This window comes from Aeromonas sp. D3 (genome assembly GCF_027705025.1).
Classification (GTDB): Bacteria; Pseudomonadota; Gammaproteobacteria; order Enterobacterales; family Aeromonadaceae; genus Aeromonas; species Aeromonas salmonicida.
In genome coordinates this window covers 64666-83749 of the sequence record NZ_JAPDBE010000003.1, presented here as the reverse complement: position 1 = coordinate 83749, position 19084 = coordinate 64666, and the positions used below count along the sequence as shown (strand labels likewise).

Here is a 19084-nt window from a genome sequence, read left to right as displayed (position 1 = left end):
AATGTCGGGTCAGCCACAAAAAATCACCGGGCAAGCACGGTGATCCTTCATGGGATATGTGCGGCGCACTCAGCCCAGCCGCGCGATACTCAGGACCGGATAGTCCAGACAGCGACCGTCCATCAGGGCGTAGCGCTGCTTGTAATGTCGGGTCAGCAACAAGAACATCACCGGGCAAGCCCGGTGATCCTCAATGGGATATGTGCAGCCCGCTCAGCCCAGTTGCACCCAGATCTCGCCGCCGTCCAGCCGCACCGGCCAGCAGGCGACGCTCAGGGCTGGATCATCCAGACAGCGGCCATCGGCCAGGGCATAGCGCTGCTTGTAGAGGGGCGAGGCGACCACAGGCTCACCACCACAATCCCCCACCAAACCCCGACTCAGCACGGCCACACCGGCCAGGGGATCAAGATCATCCAGCGCATAGACTCGCTCGCCGAGCCGAAACAGCGCCAGGGAGCGACCATCCAGCCAGGCGCTGCGCCCCGCCTGCTCCGGCAGGGCCGAGATCGCACATACCCGCCGCCACTCACCATGCTCGCTCTGCAATAGCGCATCCCTGACGCCGTGCATCTCTGCCCCTTGTTGCCGTTCACCCAGCGTCTCCTGCCCTGCATTCTCGTTGGCATCGCTCATATCACCTCCTTGATGCTGATGGCTGGTTTGCAACCCACTGGCCCCGTTCATATCACCTCCTTGATATTGATCGCCGGCACCCATTGGCCCCGCTCCTCCCGTCTGGGGGGCGTGTTCCCCTCCGGCTGGTTGACGAAGGCCTCGAACAGCTTCAGCTTGTCCGGATCCGCCAGCGTACTCTTCCACTCGCACTGCCAGCTGCCGACTATGCCGTCCATCATGGCCTCCAGCTCGGCGCCGATGCCGAGCCTGTCCTCGATGATCACCGACTTGAGGTAGTCGAGCCCGCCCTCCATGCTCTCCATCCAGACCGAGGTGCGCTGCAGCCTGTCCCCGGTGCGCACGTAGAACATCAGCAACCGGTCGATGTAGCGGATCAGGGTCTGTTCATCGAGGTCGGTGGCAAACAGGTCGGCGTGGCGCGGCCGCATACCGCCGTTGCCGCACACATAGAGGTTCCAGCCCCGCTCGGTGGCGATGACGCCTATGTCTTTGCTCTGGGCCTCGGCGCACTCCCGGGTGCAGCCGGAGACCGCAAACTTCAACTTGTGGGGCGCCCGCAGCCCCTTGTAGCGGTTCTCCAGAGTCTGGGTCAGAGTCATGGAATCCTGCACCCCGTAGCGACACCAGGTGGAACCGACGCAAGACTTCACGGTGCGCACCGACTTGCCATAGGCCTGGCCTGTCTCGAAGCCCGCCGCCACCAGCTCGCCCCAGATGGCGGGCAGCTGATCGCGCCGGGCGCCGAACAAGTCGATGCGCTGGCCGCCCGTGATCTTGGTGTAGAGCCCGTACTTGCGTGCCACCTCCCCTATGGTAATGAGGCCATCCGGGGTGATCTCACCGCCGGGGATGCGCGGCACCACAGAGTAGGTACCGTCCTTTTGCAGGTTGGCGAGGAAGGCATCGTTGGTATCCTGCAGGCCACGGTGGGGCTTCTCCAGCACGTGCTCGTTCCAGAGCGACGCCAGTATGGAGGCGACCGTCGGCTTGCAGATGTCGCAGCCAAAGCCCTTGCCGTGCTTGTCTCGCAGCGCCTCGAAGCTCTTCAGCTCGCCGACCCGGGCCAGGTGATAGAGTTCCTGGCGGCTGTAAGCGAAGTGCTCGCACAGCCCCTTGTCCGCCTCGACCCCAATCTCCGCCAGCGTCTGATCCACTACCTGCTTGAGCAGGTTGCTGCAGCCGCCGCAGCCGGTGCCCGCTTTGGTGCAGCTTTTCACAGACCCCAGCTCGTGGTTGCCCGCCTTGACGGCTGCCACCACTGCGCCCTTGCTGACGTTGTGGCAGGAGCAGAGGATGGCGCTGTCTGGCAGCACCAGGGGCGCCGCCGCGCCGCCCGCCTCCCCCACCAGCAGGGATAGCGGCGGCTGGGGCAGCGCCACCCCGTTCTGGTAGTACTGCAGCAGCCGCTCATAGTCGGCTCCATCCCCCACCAGGATGGCGCCGAGCAGGCGGCTCCCTTCGCCGTCGGTCACCAGCTTCTTGTAGATGCCGTTGACCCTGTCCAGCAAGAGCAGCTCCTGGGCCCCGGTCGTGCTGGCGTGGGCGTCACCGATGGAGCCCACATCTACCCCCATCAGCTTGAGCTTGGTGGACATGTCAGCCCCGGCGAAACGGGTCTCGCCGCCGCACAGGCTGGCCACGGCGGCGCGGGCCATCTGGTAACCGGGGGCCACCAGACCGAAGATGCGCCCCTGCCAGAGCGCGCATTCGCCGATGGCGAGGATGGCGGGGTCCGAGCTGTGGCAGCCCTCGTCGATGCAGATGCCGCCGCGCTCGCCAACGCTCAGCCCGGCTTGACGGGCCAAACCGTCGGCGGGGCAGATACCCGCCGAGAACAGGATCACGTCCGCCTCCAGATGGCTGCCATCCTTGAACTTCAGCCGGTGACGGGCCTGTTCCCCATCCTCGATGCACTCTGTGGCCTTCTCCACCAGCACCTCGACTCCGAGTGCCCGGATCTTGTCCCGCAGCACGGCGCCGCCGTTGTCATCGAGCTGCACCGGCATCAGCCGCGGGGCAAACTCCACCACCTGGGTCTTGAGCCCGAGCAGGCGCAGGGCATTGGCCGCTTCCAGCCCCAGCAGGCCGCCGCCTATGACCACGCCGCTGCGGGCCTGGGCACAGGCATCGCGAATGGCGGCAAGATCCCCCAGGGTGCGATAGACGAAGCAACCCGCCCGCTGGTATCCGGAAATGGGCGGCACGAAGGGCACTGAGCCGGTCGCCAGCACCAGTCGGTCGTAAAGGAATTGCTCACCGTTGGCGAGCGTCAAGGTGCGAACGGCTCTGTCCAGCGCCTCCACCTCGGCCCTCAGCCGCAGTTCGATGCCTTGCGCCCCATACCAGGCGGGATCCGCCAGTTGCAGCGCCTCGGGCGCCTTGCCGCCGAACACCTCGGACAGATGCACCCTGTCGTAGGCAGAGTCAGGCTCGGCACCAAATACCGTCACCTCGAACCGGTTAAGGCCGCCAGCCGCCACCAGCTGCTCGATAAAGTGGTGGCCCACCATGCCGTTGCCGATCACCAGCAGACGTTGCTTCTCACCTCTCTCGGGCGATTCGACCAAGTGGTGGTCCATCTCATCATCCATACCGTTGCCCACCACCAGCAGTTTCTCTTTGTTAGCCATATCTCTCTTCCTTGAATCCGTCTGGGCTCAGGCGCGCAGCTTGCTGCGCACTTTCTCGGCCGCCTTGAGCGGGGTCACCTTGCGCTGCTTCTCGTAGAGGAAGCGCAGCACCTGCTGGCGCAGCTTGTGATAGTGACCATCGTCCGCCAGGGCGACCCTGTCTCTGGGCCTTGGCAAGTCCACTGTCAGGATCTCCCCGACGGTGGCGGCGGGGCCATTGGTCATCATGCAGATGCGATCGGAGAGCAGCACAGCCTCGTCCACGTCGTGGGTAATCATGATGACGGTATTGCCAAGCTCCGCCTGAATGGCCATCAGCGCGTCCTGCAGATGGGCCCGGGTCAGGGCATCGAGGGCGCCGAACGGCTCGTCCATCAGCAGCACTTTGGGGGAAAGCGACAGGGCGCGGGCGATGCCGACCCGCTGCTTCATGCCGCCCGACAGCTCGTGGGGCATCTTCTGGCTGGCGTGATCCATCTGCACCAGAGAGAGGTAATAATCGACCCGCTCCGCCACCGCCCGCCGGTTCGGCTCAACCTGCCCCACCGCCAGCGCCACGTTCTGCTGGACGCTGAGCCAGGGCAGCAGGGCGTGGTTCTGGAACACCATGGCCCGCTCGGGCCCTGGCCCCGCCACCTCGCGGCCATCGAGGATGATGCCGCCAAGGGTTGGCTCCAGCAGCCCGGCCACCAGGTTGAGCACAGTGCTCTTGCCGCAACCTGAGTGACCTATGAGGGAGACGAACTCCCCCTTCTCGATGCGCAGGTTGACCCGGCTGAGGGCCTCGAAGCTACCCTGCTCCGTCTCGAACGAGATGCCGACGTCGCTTATCTCCAGATAACTCTTCATTGGCTCTTCTCCTGCCTGAATAGAAATGTGATTAACGCAGCACCTGACGCTTGTCCCAGGACAACCACTGCTGCAGGGCCAGCATGCCCCTGTCCAGACCGCAGCCGATGAGGCCTATGGTGACCACGGCCACCATGATGCGGGCCAGGGAGGCCGAGCCGCCGCTCTGGAACTCATCCCACACGAACTTGCCGAGCCCGGGGTTCTGGGCCAGCATCTCGGCCGCGATCAGCACCATCCAGGCCACCCCGAGGGACAACCGCAGCCCGGTGAAGATCATGGGCAGGGCCGAGGGCAGCACTATGCGGCGCACATGGGTCAGGAAAGAGAGCCGCAACACCCGGCTGACGTTGTGCAGATCCCTGTCCAGCCCCGCCACCCCGACCGCCGTGTTGATCAGGGTCGGCCAGAGGGAGCAGAGGGTCACCGTCAGCGCCGAGGTGACGAAAGACTTGGCGAGCCAGGGCACAGAGCTGGTGTAGAGCGCGCTCACCACCAGGGTAATGAGCGGCAGCCAGGCCAGGGGCGACACGGGTTTGAGCAGCTGGATCACCGGATTGGCGGCGCGGTAGAGTCCCTGATTCATGCCGAGCAGCACGCCGCACGGAATGGCGATCAGGCTGGCCAGCCCGAAGCCGCACAGCACAGTGAGCAGGCTGGTGGCTATCTGATCGAAGAAGGTGGGGCGCCCGGTATAGGGGCGCAGCTTCACCTCGGCCGCCGGATCCGCCGCCAGCCGCTCGGCATTGCGCACCCGCTGACGCTCGAGGAAGGCGCTTGCCTTCTCCCGCTCCTGCACATGCTCCTGCCCCAGCGACCAGAGCTGGCTGGCGGTCGCAAGCGGCCCGGGCAGGGTGCCCAGACTGGTCTGTATCTGACTCGCCCCCCACTGCCAGAGGCCGAGGAACAGCAGCACGCCGAGCAGGGGCTGCACCATGACTTTCCAGTTGATGGCTTTCCAATTGATGAGTGGCCACTTGTGTCGTTTCATCGGAAACTCCTTGTTCATTGCACCCGCTCATCGCCCTTGAGGCCAATGGCAAACTGTTGCAGGTAGGTATTGGGATGGCGTCCGTCGTAGATGAGGCCGTCGATGAAACCATCCTGCGGGCCCCGATAGCCCTGTTCGCTGGCAAAATCGGGGAAGTCCTGCGCCCTGAACTTGCCCTCTGCGATCAGCGCCTCAGCCGCTAGGCGGTAGACCTCGGGTTGATAGACGGCCTTGGCGATCTGCTCGAACCAGGCATCCGGTTTGGCCGTCGGGATCTGGCCCCAGCGCCGCATCTGGGTCAGATACCAGATGGCATCCGAGTAGTAGGGATAGGTGGCGTGGTGGCGGAAGAAGACGTTAAAGTCCGGCAGGCTGCGCTTGTCCCCTTTCCCGTACTCGAAGGTGCCCGTCATGGAGCTCGCAATCACCTGCTCGTCGGCCCCCACGTACTCGGGTTTGGCCAGCAGCTTGGCCGCCTCGCGCCGGTTGCCGTTCTGCTCGGCATCCAGCCACCAGGCCGCCCGCAGCAGCGCCTTCACCAACCGTATGTGAGTATTGGGATGGCGCTCGGCCCACTGGCGGGTAACGCCGAACACCTTCTCCGGGTTGTTGCGCCAGATCTCGTAGTCGGTGATGACGGGCACCCCTATGCCCATGGCAACCGCCTGCTGGTTCCAGGGTTCTCCCACGCTGTAGCCCGCTATGGTGCCCGCCTCCAGGGTGGCGGGCATCTGGGGTGGCGGCGTGACCGACAGCAGTACGTCCGCCTGGCGCTGACCCGAGCTGTCGCCGAGGGCGGGGGCATAGAAGCCGGGGTTCAGCCCGCCGGCCGCCAGCCAGTATCTGAGCTCGTAGTTGTGGGGGGAGACGGGGAACACCATTCCCATGTTGAACGACTTGCCCGCCTGCCGGTATTGAGCCACCACGGGTTTGAGCGCAGCAGCGCTCACGGGAGCCGGCACCTGACCCGCCACCGCCTTGGGCAGGTGGGGTTGCATGGCAGCCCACACAGGGTTGGCGACCGTGATGGCGTTGCCGTTGAGATCCATGGCGAACGCCGTCACCAGCTCGGCCTGAGTGCCTATGCCGACATGGGCAGCCAGCGGCTGACCCGCCAGCATCTGGGCACCGTCCAGCTCGCCGTCGATCACCCGATCCAGCAGCACCTTCCAGTTCGCCTGGGCCTCCAGAGTGACGTAGAGCCCCTCATCCTCGAAATAGCCGCGCTCATAGGCCACCGCCAGCGGTGCCATGTCGGTCAGCTTGATGAAGCCCAGTTTGAGCTCCTCCTGCTCGGGAGCCCCCACTGCCGCCAGCGTCGGCAGTGACAGCAGGGCCAGCAGCAGACCCGCACATCCTTGTCTCTTGTTCATTCACCTTCCTCGCTCACATCACAGTCATGGACGGCCACTCCCCTGCGCCGTTGCAGGGTTGCGACCAAAAAAAAAGCCTCACCGATCCGGGATCGGTGAGGCCTCTTTGCCCTGTTGCGAGTGACGGGCCCATGGGCACCATCACTCCTTGTATGTTGACTAATTCACTTTCCGTGCCAAATTGGCCAAGCCACAGAAACTGGCTCTATCCTGCCTCTTTCCTCCCTGTTTCTCCCCTCGTTTGCCTCAATTAGGCGCAGTTGCACCAAAACGGTTGGCCACGGGGGCGCTCAGGCAGGCAGGGCCAGCAGCAGTTGCCGAGCCAGCTCCCCCAGGCTCAGGTGCCGGTTCATGGCAGTGCTGCGCATCAGGCGGTAGGCCTGCTCCTCGTCCAGCCCCTGATGACGCATCAGTCGCCCCTTGGCCTGCTCGACCAACCGCCGATCCACCAGCTGTTGGCGCAGTTCACTCTCGGTCTGCGCCAGCGCCTGCACCATGGCCAGCTGGCTGCGGGCCAGCCGCAGCCACTGCTCGACCGGCTCCCGCTCGCCACACGGGTGGGGCACCAGCAGCACCCCCTGCTGCAACAAGGTGACCTGACGCTCGGGGCCGATCCGTTCGCAAAACAGCAGGCGTGGCAACCCGGGCCAGAGAGAGAGACCGAGTCGCACCTCGGCGCCAAACTGGCGACTGCTGATGAGCAGGGCATCCCCCTGCCCGTTCGGGCTCAGCAGTTGGCGACTGTCCAGGATCTGCGGCTGATGGCCGTAGTGGCTGACCAGCAGGGCCAGACGGTTGGCCTGACTCGGCTCATCGGCGTGGATCATCAGGCGGGAAGGGGGGCCGGCACGGCCCCCTGAGGGAAGAGTAGTCATGGCGCTCCTTGCCAACGGCTGTCGCAGCTTGTCTGTCGCTGCGTGTCCACCACAGATGACGCAACATGAAGGCCAACTATTTGAATCTACCCCCTTTTTATCTATCTGGAGGTAGTGGAGGTAGGTACTCAGGCCACCCGATCCAGCGCCAGGTTCAGCAGGGCGTTCAGCTCGCTGCGCAGGCTCACCACCTCCCCCATGATCATCAGCACGGGACTCTGTCCGGCCAGTGTCACTGCAGCCTCTGCCAGCATGGCCAACCGGGTCTCATGAACCTGCTGCTGCGGGCTGCAACCGGCCACCACCAGCGCCACCGGCAGATCCGGCGAGGCACCGGCCGCCAGCAATCCCTGCCGGATCCGGGCCGCCCGCTCCAGCCCCATGTAAAATACCAGGGTGTGGCCGGCCCGTGTCAGCCCCTGCCAACCCTGATAGTCGCCCTCCTCCATCAGATGACCCGTCACCAGGGTCAGGGAGCGGGCCAGCCCCCTGTGGGTCAGGGGGATCAGGCAGCTGGCGGCGCAACCCAGCGCCGCCGTGATGCCGGGCACCAGCTCGGCGGCGATACCGTGGCGGGCCAGGTGCAGCGCCTCCTCCCCGCCCCGGCCAAACACCAGAGGATCCCCTCCCTTGAGTCGCACCACCCGCTTGCCGGTACGGGCCAGCGCCAACAGCAGGGCGTTGATCTGATCCTGGCTCGGACTCGGCTCGCCGCAGCGCTTGCCCACATCGAAACGGGCAGCCCCCTTGGGAATGCGGGCCAGGATCTCGCTCCCCACCAGACGGTCATAGATCACCACCTCCGCCGCCTCCAGCCGTTGCAGGGCGCGCAGGGTCAACAATTCGAGCGGGCCGGGACCGGCCCCTACCAGACTGATTTGGCTCATCACAGACTCCTTGTGTTGCCGCCCACGTCCTCAGACGGAGGCTATAAAAACATGCTTGATCAACAGCTTGTCGATCTCTGGCAGACAGGTGCCGCAATTGCTGCCACAGCCGAGCAAGGCCTGCAGCCCCGCCAGCTCGCTCACCCCCTGCCGGGTGATGGCGTCGACGATGCGCTGCTCCGACACCCGCAGACAGGAGCAGACCAGTCGACTATCTCCGGCCAGGGCCGCGCTCAGGGTCTGGCTCAGGGCCCCCGCCTGCAAGGGCGTACCGAGCAGGCTGGCCAGCAGATCGACCTTGATGTCAGGGCGCCGCTCCCCCACCAGCAGCAGGCCGTCGATGCGATCCTGCGCCAGCGCAACCGCAAGCCAGCCCTGTTTGAGCGGCAGCCGCAGCCAGCGGCCCGCCGCTCCCAGCCGCTGCCACAGCGCCTGCGGCCCCTCCGACCAGGAGGCCAGCAGGGTGCAGTTGCCTTCGGGCAGGGGGCGCCTGGCCCACCAATCCACCGCCTCCCCCCAGGGCTGCTGACCCAGCCAGAGCCCTTGCCAGCGGGTCGGCTGCGGCTCGACCATCACCCGCCCCTGCTTGAACATGGGCTGACCCGAGAGGGGATCCACCACGGCGGCGATGAGGCGGTTGACCGCCCCCTGGCTGCACTGGCTGTCGGTCCAGTGCATGGGCAAGAAAGCGTCCCCCTCCCTCAACCCCTCATCCACCCCGACGAGTAGTCGCGCTTCACCGAGATCATTGCTCAATCGCACCAGATCTCCCTCGGCCAGCCCGAGCGCCAGCAGGCTGGCGGCGCCAACCCGCAGCTTGGGCCAGGGTTCGGCTTCCTGCAGGCGGGGCACGTGGCCGGTGCGAGTCATGGTGTGCCACTGATCCCGCAGCCGGCCCGTGTTAAGTAACAAAGAGCCGAGTAACAACGAGTGGAGCCGCGGGGGGATGGCCCCCGCCGGCGCAGCAACGACGACAGGTTCGGGGGGAAAGTGCTGGGCCAGCGGCAGCAGACGGGCCCGCCCATCCGGCGTGGAGAAGACCCCATCCTCGAACAGGCGGGCGCGGCCACTGGGCCAGGCGGCGTTGACCGGCCAGCTCAGGGGCTCCAGCGCCTCGAACTCGGCCCGACTGAGGCGGGCCAGCCCCGAGATGTCGAACTGGCGGGCCCCCTCGTTCTCAAACCCCGACAGGGCTGCGTGTTCGCTGAAGATGTCGTGCTCATCCTCATAGGCAAAGCCCTCGCCAAAGCCGAGCCGGCGGGCCAGCTGGGTCAGCGCCCACCAGTCGGGCCTGGCCTCCCCCGGCAGAGGCAGGAAGGCGCGCTGGCGGCTGATGGTGCGCTCGGAGTTGGTGACTGTGCCGCTCTTCTCCCCCCAGGCGGCGGCGGGCAGCAGCAGGTGGGCCAGCCGTGCCGTGTCCGTGTCCGCCGTCACTTCGGAGACCACCAGCAGCTCGCAGCGGGCCAATGCGTCGCGCACCCGGTTGCCATCGGGCAGGGAGACAGCCGGGTTGGTGCCGAGCACCCATAGCGCACGTATCTCCCCTCGCGCCACCGCCTCGAACAAGGCCACTGCCTTGTGACCCGGCCCGCTCACCATGGTCGGGCTCTGCCAGAAGCGCTGCACCCGGTCGCGCTCGACCTCGCCAAAGCCCATGTGGGCCGCCAGCTGGGTTGCCAGCCCGCCCACCTCACGCCCGCCCATGGCATTCGGTTGCCCCGTCATGGAGAAGGGGGCTGCCCCCGGCTTGCCGATGCGCCCGCACAGCAAGTGGGCGTTGATGATGGCGTTGGCCTTGTCCACCCCCTGATTGGACTGGTTGATCCCCTGACAAAAGAGGGTGACTGTCCTGGGGGTGCGGGCAAACAGCTGGTAGAAGCCGAGCAGATCCCCTGGCGCCAGATCGCAGCTTCGGGCCACCGCCTCCAGCTGCCAGGCCGGGTCGTCCAGCGCCGCAGCCAGCTCGGCAAAGCCGCTCACATGGCGCGCCACGTAATCCTTGTCCCAGCCATCGTGATCGAGCAGATAGCGACAGAGGCCATTCCACAGCGCCACATCACTGCCGGGCTTGAGGGCCAGATGCAGATCCCCCTGCTCCGCCGTCATGGTGTGACGGGGGTCCAGCACCACCAGCTTGAGCTCGGGCCGCCGCGCCCGAGCCTGTTGCAGGCGGCGAAACAGCACAGGGTGGGTCCAGGCGGTGTTGGCCCCCGTGATCACCACCAGATCCGCCAGCTCGAGATCCTCGTAGCAGGCGGGCACCAGATCCTCGCCGAAGGCGCGCTGATGAGCCACCACCGCCGATGACATGCAGAGCCGGGAGTTGGTATCCACGTTGGCACTGCCCAGATAACCCTTCATCAATTTGTTGGCGACATAGTAATCCTCGGTAGTGAGCTGCCCCGAGAGGTAGATGCCGATGGCCGCAGGCCCGGATTCGGCCAATATGGCGGTAAAACGGCTGGCCAGGGTATCGAGCGCCTGGTCCCAGCCGATGCGCTGCCCCTGCCAGCGCGGATAGAGCAGGCGGTCGGGAAAATCCAGACTCTCCAGCAGACTGGCCCCTTTGACGCAGAGGGCCCCCGCGTTGGCCGGATGCTGTTCATCCCCCTTCAGCTGCCAGCTCGCGCCCTCCCGGCTCAGCCGGATACCGCACCCTACTCCACAATAGGCACAGGTGGTGTTCATTCCCTCGCTCCTTGTCGCCAGGCAGCCCGTCCAGTCGCGGGTCGCCTCCTTGCCGTGGCCCACAAAAAAGGCGTCCGCCCCTGATGGGGACGGACGCCTTTGTCCAGATAAGCCGAAATCATCTTGTCATGACAGATAACTGCAAACCCTGCGCCAAGATGTCAGCCCCAGTGCCACTGCGACCACACAGGCAAGGTTGCGCCGGGACGGTGCAGCTGCCCCCTTGTTGGGCCCCGCCAGGCAAGATGCAGGAGCCCTCCTGCAGGCATCGGCACGCATTCCATGGGCAAAGTACGAGCCAGGGGTATAATGCGGCCGCCACAGAGGAGAGAGAGATGAAAGAGTCGGATTACGGCTGTGAGGGACAAACCAATCCACAGTCACCAAAAGAGGACGCATCCCCGTATTGCTGCATCGGACTGGTCAATCCCAAGTCACCGGAGAACGTGGGGGCCGTGATGCGTGCCGCCGGTTGCTACGGGGCGGACGAGGTCTACTACACGGGCAACCGCTTCGAGCTGGCACGCCGTTTTGCTACCGATACCAAGCAGATGGTGGACAAGATCCCCTTGCTCGGGGTCGAGGCTCTGCTGGACTTTGTGCCGACCGGCTGCACCCCTGTGCTGGTGGATCTTATCGAGGGGGCCACCTCGTTACCGGATTATGTCCACCCTGAACGTGCCTTCTACATCTTCGGCCCCGAGGATGGCACCCTGGATCCCGCCCGCTTCGCGGCGGTGAAGGAGGTGATCTATGTCCCGACCCAGGGCTGCATGAACCTGGCCGCCTCGGTCAATGTGATCCTCTATGACCGGCTGGCCAAACGCCTGAGGGCCGGGCAAGACGCACCTCAGCCATAACAGGGTTACTTCTGCACCCGCTGCTCCAGCTCCTTGATAAAACCGCGATAGTAATCATGGAGTTGATAACGTCGATAGATCTCGGCCAGGGTGCCGCTGCGGATCAGGCGCACCATGCCCTGATCCCAGAGTTGCTGCAGGCGCGCCCCCTGCTCGGTATCGGCAAAGATGGGGTAGGTCGGGATCCAGCGCAGGAAGGTACGATTCATGTTGGCGGGAATGGAGTCGGCTGAATAGAGCACACCGGCGGTCAGGTAGTAGCGGTAACGCTCCTTGGCCAGCAGTTGCAACGCCATGTCGTGGCTGTCAATCTCGTGCCAGCGCATGGAGACAGGGATGTACTTGTCGAAGGCCCAGCCCCGCAGCCACAGCACCCCCTGCCCTTTCAGACTGTTTTCACCCAGCCACTGAGGTTGCCACTTCTTGAGCATCAGCACAGTCAGATCGTCGGCAGAGGCGGGATAATCCGGCTGGCGTACGCCGTTGACCTCGTCCCGATAGACCCCCATCGCCATGTCGCCCCCCTTCTGCGCCACCACCGCCAGCGCCCGCTTGTAGGGCACTATGTGCGGGACGACCTCATAGCCATGGGGCTGATAGATGGCACCGACGATATCCAGATAGATGCCCCGCCCATCGGGCTGGCAGAAACCGGGCCAGTCATCGCAATAGACATGCAAAGGGTCGGCCCTGCCAGGCAAGCAGAACAAGAGAAACAGCAACGAAAGCAGCAGACGAACCATGATTCACAATTTCCTCGGTGGCGATGCGCTTATCGGGCGGATCAGCCTGCGCGATGAGTACACCAAAGCCATACCACATGATATGGGGATCTCGAACCGAATCACCTCTTTTTCCCTGTTTTGCGAGCGAGTCGAGGGTTATTGCCCTCTGAATGGGTATTATTGACAATAAGATTCATTAGTAACCTAACCATAGGGGAGCCTTCATATGCCATCCATCAAAACCCTGCTCTGCCCCGTCGATTTTTCCCAGATGTCCCAGTCAGTGCTCGACTATGCGGTGTTCATGGCCCAGAGCCATCAGGCCGAGCTCAAGCTGATCCATGTGGTGGATCAATTGCATGGTTTCGACAGCTACAAAATCCTGCACATGACCGCCATCGAGATCACCCACGAAATGGAACGCCAGGCCAAGACCCAGTTGAAAGAGCTGGTTGCCACCCTGCCCATTGCGGCCAGCTTCGAAGTACGCTTCGGCCGCGCCGCCGACGAAATCGTCATTCAGGCAAAAGAGGAGAAGGTTGATCTCGTGGTCATGGGCAGCCATGGCCGTTCCGGCCTCAGCCACCTGCTGGTGGGCAGTGTCGCCGAGTCAGTGGTACGCCACGCACCCTGCCCCGTGCTGGTTGTCCGCTAACCCTTCCATCGCCAATCAACGAACCAAGGCCAGCACTCTGCTGGCCTTATCTCTTTCAGAAACGCGCTCAACCGTGGGCGTAGATGACGCTGCCACCCTTGATGGTGTCTATGATGGCTCTGGACAGCTCCTTGGGCAGCGCAGGGCAGCCCCAACTGCGACCCAGTTTGTCATATTTGCGCAGATGCTGCGGGCTGGCATAGCTGGCCCCGTGCACCACAATTGCCCGCTTGCGGGCATTGCAGTTCTTGCCCGGGCTCAGGCCATCGAGACGCAGTGAATAGCCGTGCTTTCCCTGATAGGTCTCGGCGGTGCGATAGACACCGAGGGAACTCTGCCTGGAATTCAGCTGATTGGAAAACTGGCGAGCGGCCAGCTCACCTGAATTGCGACCATGGCTGACCCAGGTGTGGTAGAGCAACTTGTGGCGTTTTACGTCGATCACGAACAGTCGGCGCTGAGTCGAGGGCTTGGTGTAATCGATGATGGTGAGGATGGGTTTGCCCTTGTGGCGCACGCTCTGGTAACTGTCGATGGCCTTGCGAAACACCTGCTTGTCGAGCTTGCCTGCCAACCCAAGCTGACGATAGAGATCCTGATCCCAACTGGCGTGGCTGCTGGCACTGAAACAGATCGCTCCGAACAGGAGCGGCAAGCTCAACCAGAGCGCACCAAATCGCTTTATCCAATCTGTTTGCTTCATCCTTGAATCTGCTCCCGTTTTTGTTGGTAGCGCAGTGTGCAAAATATCGCCACAGCCTGCTGGATAGTTATATGCAAGCCCCTGATGGGGCGCAAGAAAAAAGCACAAAAATGCCGACCATGGTCGGCATCATGCAATGCGTTCTGGTTGTGCTATCAGGCGCGGATCAGATAGTCCGCCAATCCCACCCATTTGTAGCTGGTCAGCTCGGTCAACCCCATGGGGCCGCGGGCATGCAGCATCTGGGTCGACACCGCCACCTCGGCACCCAGGCCAAACTGGCCACCGTCGGTGAAACGGGTGGAGGCGTTGACGTAGACAGCAGCCGAACCGGCGCCGTTCACAAAACGCTCCGCATTGGCGAGATCATTGGTGAGGATGGCATCGGAGTGACCGGCATTGTGCTCGCGCATGTGGGCCAGCGCTTCGTTCACGTCCGCCACCAGCTTGATCCCCAGGGTCAACCCCAGCCACTCGGTATCGAAGTCTTCCGGGCCTGCTTCGCACAGGTTGTCGGCACCAGCCAGCAGTGACATGGCGTTGGGAGCGGCCACCAGGGTCACCTGGCGCTCGTTCATCAGGCGGACCAGCTGCGGCAAAAAGCTCGCCGCAATTTTCTCATGCACCAGCAGGGTATCGAGGGCATTGCAGGCCGAGGGGCGCTGCACCTTGGCATTTTCGATGACCGCCAATGAGCGCACCGGATCGGCACTCTCGTCCACGAAGACATGGCTGATGCCAAAACCACCGATGATGACGGGGATGGAGCTGTTCTCCTTGCACATCTTGTGCAACCCGGCGCCGCCACGGGGGATGATCATGTCCACATAGCGATCGAGACGCAGCAGCTCGCCCACCAGCGCCCGATCCGGATTGTCGATGTACTGTACCGCTTCGGCAGGCAAGCCGGACGCAGCCAGCGCGGCCTGGATCACCCGCACCAGTTCCAGATTGGAGTGGAAGGTCTCGCGACCGCCACGCAGTATGCTGGCGTTGCCTGTCTTGAGGCAGAGACTGGCGATATCTATGGTCACATTGGGGCGCGCCTCGTAAATGACGCCGATGACGCCGATGGGCACCCGACGGCGGGAGAGGCGCAGGCCGTTTTCCAGCACCCGGCAATCTATCTCGGCACCAACCGGATCATCCAGGGTGATCACCTTGCGCACATCGGCCACTATCCCGGCAAGGCGTGCCGGGTTTAGCAGCAAGCGATCCAGCATGGCTTCGGAGAGGCCTGCCTCACGGCCTGCCGCAATATCCTTGTCGTTGGCAGCCAGGATCTGACTGCTGCGTGCTTCCAGCTCGTCGGCAATGGCAGCCAGCGCCCGGTTTTTCTGCGCCGTACTGATGGTCGCCAGCTGATAGGCGGCTTCACGGGCCGCCTGCCCCATTTTTTCCAGACTCATAACCTAATCCCTTTGTCTCTCGACTCTGGGTACCACCCTGGAGCAGTACCATATCGTCTCTGCGAATGGACCATTTATCCCGTTCTATCGAACGGCCTTAGAGCAGTACCATATCATCTCTGTGAATGGCCACGGCCCCATAGCCGTAACCCAATACCTGCTCGATGCTGTCCGAATGCACGCCGCGCAGCTTGTTGAGCTCGACGTGATCATAGCGACAGATGCCCCGCGCCAGCTCGACGCCTTTGGGGTCGAGAATGCGCACCACGTCGCCCCGGACGAAGTCGCCCTTCACGGAGACTATGCCCTTGGGCAGCAGGCTGGAGCCTTTGTCCTGCATGGCGGCAACAGCGCCTTGATCGACCTGGACTTCACCGTGCGGGGGCGGACCGGCCAAAATCCAGCTCTTGCGTCCTTCCAGCGGGGAAGCGAGCGCCGGGAACAGGGTTCCGATACGCTCACCTCTGGCGAGACGACCGATCACCTCAGGCATCTGGCCGGTAGCGATCACCACCTTGACCCCGGCACGGCGCGCCACGTCGGCCGCCTGCAGCTTGGTTGCCATGCCGCCAGTGCCGAGCCCGCCGACACTGCCCCCCGCCAACTTGCGCAGCGTGTCGTCTATGGTCTGCACCTCTTCTATCAATTGTGCATCAGGGTTGCTGCGCGGATCGGCGGTGAACAAACCCGTCTGATCGGTCAGCAGGATCAGCAGATCGGCATCAGCCAGGATGGCGGCACGAGCCGAGAGGTTGTCGTTGTCCCCCACCTTGATCTCGGCGGTTGCCACGGCGTCGTTCTCGTTGATGACGGGAATGATGCGATGATCGAGCAGGGTTCGCAGCGTATCGCGAGCGTTGAGGTAACGTTCCCTGTCCTCCAGATCGGCGCGGGTCAGCAACATCTGACCGATATGCAGCCCATAGAGGTTGAACAAGTCCTGCCATACCCGGATGAGCTGGGTCTGGCCTACCGCCGCCAGCATCTGCTTGTTGGGCAGAGTCGGCGCCAGCGGAGGGTGGCCCAGATGTTCACGCCCGGCGGCAATGGCCCCCGAGGTGACCACCACGACTCTATGGCCGTGACGATGCAAGGCGGCACACTGTCTGACCAGCTCCACCATGTGGGCACGGTTAAGCTGGGAAGATCCCCCTGTGAGCACGCTGGTGCCCAGTTTGACGACTATGGTTCTGTTTTCCATGGGAGCAAGAAGGCTGAAAAATTAGGAATCCCTTTATACCCACGGCCCTGTTGCCCTGCAAGGCAATTAAGCCCGCGAGCTGTGCTCGGATAAAGGAAGGGGTCAGGCATGCTTGTCTTGCAACGGCATGAACCAGGACTCAAGAGAGAGTGGGGGTAGAGGAAAGCCGTGTGGAAAAGATGGCCCTGCGAGTGAATGGACAACTCGCAGGGCATCAGATCATCAGGCGGCGGTGACCGCCAGCTCGTTGGTCACCTGCTCGGCAGGGGCAAGCTGGCACTCCAGCAAGGTGAGCTTGTCACTGATGAGCTTGTAGAAGCGGTTGAGGGTTCGCTCGACTTCTGCCTGGTGCTTTTTGGGCAGCGGCTTGTTGATCCACTCCCCTTCTGCATTGTAGAAACCGACCTGATAGTGATAACTGAAGCTGCGATCCTGCTGTTCCAGCACCATCCACCAACCCCAGAACTCCCGCTTGTCCGGTGCCGGCTTGGCACTGACACAGACGGAAAGACAGTCGAAACGGTAACGGCCCTCTTCACACAGGTCCTCACGTAAATAGGGGCCGATCGCGGCAAACTGCCTCAGCAGTCGCTTGTAGGTCACTCTTTCTGACATGTTAACCTCCCTGTTGAACAAGCCACATCACCTGGGTGACGTTATGTTTTTAGCGCTAAATCATGTGCATAGGTGTTTTTTAAGCCAGTCGATCATCTCTTTCAATGCCTCGTCGTACACCTCCAGCAAGGGTTGTTTGTCGAACACCACCGCCTTGCCATTGTGGCTGGCGGCTGCCAACGCCCGTACATCTTGCTCGGGGCAAATAAAATCCTTCTTGTGTCCGATACTTAATATCGGCACGGAAGTGCGAGTCCCCAGTAATCCTTGCGTCTTGAGTGAAAATACTTGGCACTTGGTGCGCAGCAACTCCCACTGAGCCGCATCGGCCCCAAGGCGGTTCGCCAGTCCGTCGCGCATCATGCGCGGGCAGCGGGCAAACATCTCCTGATTGGTGAACACCTGATTGACGCCGGCACCGATGCAGATGACGGTTCTGAGTTTGAACGGTTCGATGAAGGCCAGCCGTGCCGCCACATTGCCCGCCAGACGAAAGCCCACCATGGCGATGCGCTGATGATCGACCCAGGCAACCTCGGAAAGATGGTTCAACACTGCCTGATGCAGGCGACTGGTGTCCTGCACCAGCGGCCAGTGTTCGGCATAGCCGATGCCCGGCATATCCAGCGACAACATGCCGATGCCGTTGGGTTCCAGATACTTGAGGTAAAGGCTGAGGAAATCGACCTGCAAGGAGTCTATGCCACCGCTGACGATGACCAGAGGCACGGGTTTGTCGATGGTCGGCAGATGCAGATAGCCCTGAATGCTCTTGCCACGAAATGGCACCTGTATCTCTTTGAGGGGGACCTTGAACAGACGGCCAGCCTCGCGGTAAGCCATGTTGCAGAGCAGCTGAGCCTGATCGGCCAGCTCGTCATTCTTGAGATGGGGATAGCTGGCGATGGAGTAGTAACGTACCGCCTTGAGCAGATCTTTGAGGGCTGCCGCCGAGTCACCTTGCTCCGCGAGTGCCCGCCCCTGCTTGAAGTAACTGCCAGCCAGCAGACTCCACTCGTAGATCCAGTTTCCAGGCACATATCCCTTGATGGTATCCAGGTAACGCTCGTGGGTGCGCTCACCCTTTCCCATGGCGATGCAGGCCAGGGTCTGTTCCACTTCGACCGGATCCGCCCCCTGCCAGGCCCAGGTGGGTCGGCGCAGCAGACGGTACCAGTGTGACGACATGGAGCCGTCGATAAAGGTCTCGTCCAGATTGGCATCTTGCTCTTCCACCGGGCTGCTGTTGGAGATTTCAGACGTCTCCAGCACCTTCTTTACCCGGGTGAAAAGCTTTTCGGTCAGGTTAAGGTCATCATTCAAGTCCAAAGCAATTACTCATACTGTCAGGCAGTGGTCCCATCTTAACCACTTTTCACGCCAGGCAGCCAGTTACACCACAAAAAAACAGGGCTCCGGATGGGAGCCCTGTGTGGTGATTACTCTTCGTCGCAGATTGGATGGGCGAATTCCAGCGCCATATCCCATGGCTGCTCAATCCAGGTGTCTTGCGGAATGGCGACCTCGAAATCATCCACCAGCGGCTCACCCATCGGCTTGGCGAAGATGGTGATGAACTTGGCTTTGGGATAGAGATCGCGGATTGCCTTGGCAGTGCCACCGGTATCCACCAGATCATCCACCACCAGCCAGCCTTCACCATCACCTGCGGTGGTGGCAGCCTTCACCACCACCAGATCACGCTGGTTGTTGTGGTCATAGCTGGAGATGCACAGGGTTTCGACATTACGGATGCCAAGTTCGCGAGCCATCAGCGCGGCGGGCACCAGACCACCACGGCTAACCGCTATGATCCCTTTCCACTGGCTGACAGGCAGTTGACGACGGGCCAGACGGCGCGCTTCACGTTGCAGGTTATCCCATGAGACGTAGAATTTTTTAGGCATAGTAAATAACTCAATAGCTTACAGTTAAAACAAAGGGTTAGTGCGCAACGCTGCGCGGTAAAGTGCAATGCTTACGG

Annotated in this window: 17 protein-coding genes; 2 read left to right on the top strand and 15 right to left on the bottom strand. The window is 62.7% G+C overall.

Features of this window, described 5'->3' with window-relative positions; translation table 11 throughout:
* Positions 1-213: 213 nt before the first annotated feature.
* The 8 genes from nirD to OKC28_RS03205 all read right to left on the bottom strand — a co-directional run bounded on the left by nirD (position 214) and on the right by OKC28_RS03205 (position 10932).
* A complete protein-coding gene (gene nirD, locus OKC28_RS03240) occupies positions 214-636 on the bottom strand; it encodes a nitrite reductase small subunit NirD (RefSeq protein ID WP_270687351.1) in 423 nt (140 codons plus the stop codon).
* 47 nt (positions 637-683) lie between these two features.
* Positions 684-3218 (bottom strand): nitrite reductase large subunit NirB, encoded by a 2535-nt coding sequence (gene nirB, locus OKC28_RS03235; RefSeq protein WP_442865737.1) that lies wholly within the window; start codon positions 3216-3218, stop codon positions 684-686.
* 78 nt (positions 3219-3296) lie between these two features.
* Entirely contained in the window at positions 3297-4118 is an 822-nt protein-coding gene (locus OKC28_RS03230; protein WP_212538886.1) for an ABC transporter ATP-binding protein, read from the bottom strand.
* A 31-nt stretch (positions 4119-4149) separates the two neighbouring features.
* Positions 4150-5109 (bottom strand): ABC transporter permease, encoded by a 960-nt coding sequence (locus tag OKC28_RS03225; RefSeq protein WP_270687345.1) that lies wholly within the window; start codon positions 5107-5109, stop codon positions 4150-4152.
* A 14-nt stretch (positions 5110-5123) separates the two neighbouring features.
* Entirely contained in the window at positions 5124-6482 is a 1359-nt protein-coding gene (locus tag OKC28_RS03220; RefSeq protein WP_270687343.1) for a CmpA/NrtA family ABC transporter substrate-binding protein, read from the bottom strand.
* A 290-nt stretch (positions 6483-6772) separates the two neighbouring features.
* Complete coding sequence (locus OKC28_RS03215; protein ID WP_270687341.1) at positions 6773-7357, bottom strand: ANTAR domain-containing response regulator; 585 nt, start codon at positions 7355-7357, stop codon at positions 6773-6775.
* A 128-nt stretch (positions 7358-7485) separates the two neighbouring features.
* Positions 7486-8244 carry a uroporphyrinogen-III C-methyltransferase gene (cobA, locus tag OKC28_RS03210; protein WP_270687339.1) on the bottom strand — a complete coding sequence of 253 codons (759 nt, stop codon included), beginning with the start codon at positions 8242-8244 and terminating at the stop codon, positions 7486-7488.
* 30 nt (positions 8245-8274) lie between these two features.
* Positions 8275-10932 carry a nitrate reductase gene (locus OKC28_RS03205; protein ID WP_270687337.1) on the bottom strand — a complete coding sequence of 886 codons (2658 nt, stop codon included), beginning with the start codon at positions 10930-10932 and terminating at the stop codon, positions 8275-8277.
* Between the two features lie 335 nt (positions 10933-11267).
* Between OKC28_RS03205 and OKC28_RS03200 the strand changes: the two genes are divergently transcribed.
* The gene (locus tag OKC28_RS03200; protein ID WP_270687335.1) at positions 11268-11792 is read left to right on the top strand and encodes an RNA methyltransferase; all 525 of its coding nucleotides are present in this window, start codon (positions 11268-11270) and stop codon (positions 11790-11792) included.
* A gap of 5 nt (positions 11793-11797) precedes the next feature.
* Here the strand turns inward: OKC28_RS03200 and OKC28_RS03195 are convergent, their stop codons facing one another.
* Positions 11798-12535 (bottom strand): substrate-binding periplasmic protein, encoded by a 738-nt coding sequence (locus tag OKC28_RS03195; protein WP_212538882.1) that lies wholly within the window; start codon positions 12533-12535, stop codon positions 11798-11800.
* Between the two features lie 208 nt (positions 12536-12743).
* On the opposite strand from OKC28_RS03195, the gene OKC28_RS03190 reads away from it, so the two are divergent.
* Positions 12744-13172 (top strand): universal stress protein, encoded by a 429-nt coding sequence (locus tag OKC28_RS03190; RefSeq protein WP_270687331.1) that lies wholly within the window; start codon positions 12744-12746, stop codon positions 13170-13172.
* A 67-nt stretch (positions 13173-13239) separates the two neighbouring features.
* On the opposite strand, the gene OKC28_RS03185 is transcribed toward OKC28_RS03190, so the two are convergent.
* From OKC28_RS03185 to gpt, 6 genes are all read right to left on the bottom strand, one after another.
* A complete protein-coding gene (locus OKC28_RS03185) occupies positions 13240-13875 on the bottom strand; it encodes a murein L,D-transpeptidase catalytic domain family protein (RefSeq protein WP_265432729.1) in 636 nt (211 codons plus the stop codon).
* A 155-nt stretch (positions 13876-14030) separates the two neighbouring features.
* Complete coding sequence (locus OKC28_RS03180) at positions 14031-15284, bottom strand: glutamate-5-semialdehyde dehydrogenase (RefSeq protein WP_131729567.1); 1254 nt, start codon at positions 15282-15284, stop codon at positions 14031-14033.
* A gap of 97 nt (positions 15285-15381) precedes the next feature.
* Positions 15382-16485: a glutamate 5-kinase gene (gene proB / locus OKC28_RS03175; protein WP_011898405.1), complete on the bottom strand. Its 1104-nt coding sequence runs from the start codon at positions 16483-16485 to the stop codon at positions 15382-15384.
* Positions 16486-16707: 222 nt separating this feature from the next.
* Positions 16708-17100, bottom strand: a complete 393-nt coding sequence (gene crl / locus OKC28_RS03170; RefSeq protein ID WP_021139789.1) for a sigma factor-binding protein Crl — start codon at positions 17098-17100, stop codon at positions 16708-16710.
* Between the two features lie 60 nt (positions 17101-17160).
* Positions 17161-18429 carry an esterase FrsA gene (gene frsA / locus OKC28_RS03165; RefSeq protein WP_021139790.1) on the bottom strand — a complete coding sequence of 423 codons (1269 nt, stop codon included), beginning with the start codon at positions 18427-18429 and terminating at the stop codon, positions 17161-17163.
* 110 nt (positions 18430-18539) lie between these two features.
* Positions 18540-19007 carry a xanthine phosphoribosyltransferase gene (gpt, locus tag OKC28_RS03160; protein WP_005317860.1) on the bottom strand — a complete coding sequence of 156 codons (468 nt, stop codon included), beginning with the start codon at positions 19005-19007 and terminating at the stop codon, positions 18540-18542.
* Positions 19008-19084: the final 77 nt, after the last annotated feature.

Excerpts from the sequence above, each read along its gene's own strand:
- nirD (WP_270687351.1), bottom strand. The coding sequence starts at position 636 with ATGAGCGATGCCAACGAGAATGCAGGGCAGGAGACGCTGGGTGAACGG.
- nirB (WP_442865737.1), bottom strand. The coding sequence starts at position 3,218 with ATGGACCACCACTTGGTCGAATCGCCCGAGAGAGGTGAGAAGCAACGT.
- OKC28_RS03230 (WP_212538886.1), bottom strand. The coding sequence starts at position 4,118 with ATGAAGAGTTATCTGGAGATAAGCGACGTCGGCATCTCGTTCGAGACG.
- OKC28_RS03225 (WP_270687345.1), bottom strand. The coding sequence starts at position 5,109 with ATGAAACGACACAAGTGGCCACTCATCAATTGGAAAGCCATCAACTGG.
- OKC28_RS03220 (WP_270687343.1), bottom strand. The coding sequence starts at position 6,482 with ATGAACAAGAGACAAGGATGTGCGGGTCTGCTGCTGGCCCTGCTGTCA.
- OKC28_RS03215 (WP_270687341.1), bottom strand. The coding sequence starts at position 7,357 with ATGACTACTCTTCCCTCAGGGGGCCGTGCCGGCCCCCCTTCCCGCCTG.
- cobA (WP_270687339.1), bottom strand. The coding sequence starts at position 8,244 with ATGAGCCAAATCAGTCTGGTAGGGGCCGGTCCCGGCCCGCTCGAATTG.
- OKC28_RS03205 (WP_270687337.1), bottom strand. The coding sequence starts at position 10,932 with ATGAACACCACCTGTGCCTATTGTGGAGTAGGGTGCGGTATCCGGCTG.
- OKC28_RS03200 (WP_270687335.1), top strand. The coding sequence starts at position 11,268 with ATGAAAGAGTCGGATTACGGCTGTGAGGGACAAACCAATCCACAGTCA.
- OKC28_RS03195 (WP_212538882.1), bottom strand. The coding sequence starts at position 12,535 with ATGGTTCGTCTGCTGCTTTCGTTGCTGTTTCTCTTGTTCTGCTTGCCT.
- OKC28_RS03190 (WP_270687331.1), top strand. The coding sequence starts at position 12,744 with ATGCCATCCATCAAAACCCTGCTCTGCCCCGTCGATTTTTCCCAGATG.
- OKC28_RS03185 (WP_265432729.1), bottom strand. The coding sequence starts at position 13,875 with ATGAAGCAAACAGATTGGATAAAGCGATTTGGTGCGCTCTGGTTGAGC.
- OKC28_RS03180 (WP_131729567.1), bottom strand. The coding sequence starts at position 15,284 with ATGAGTCTGGAAAAAATGGGGCAGGCGGCCCGTGAAGCCGCCTATCAG.
- proB (WP_011898405.1), bottom strand. The coding sequence starts at position 16,485 with ATGGAAAACAGAACCATAGTCGTCAAACTGGGCACCAGCGTGCTCACA.
- crl (WP_021139789.1), bottom strand. The coding sequence starts at position 17,100 with ATGTCAGAAAGAGTGACCTACAAGCGACTGCTGAGGCAGTTTGCCGCG.
- gpt (WP_005317860.1), bottom strand. The coding sequence starts at position 19,007 with ATGCCTAAAAAATTCTACGTCTCATGGGATAACCTGCAACGTGAAGCG.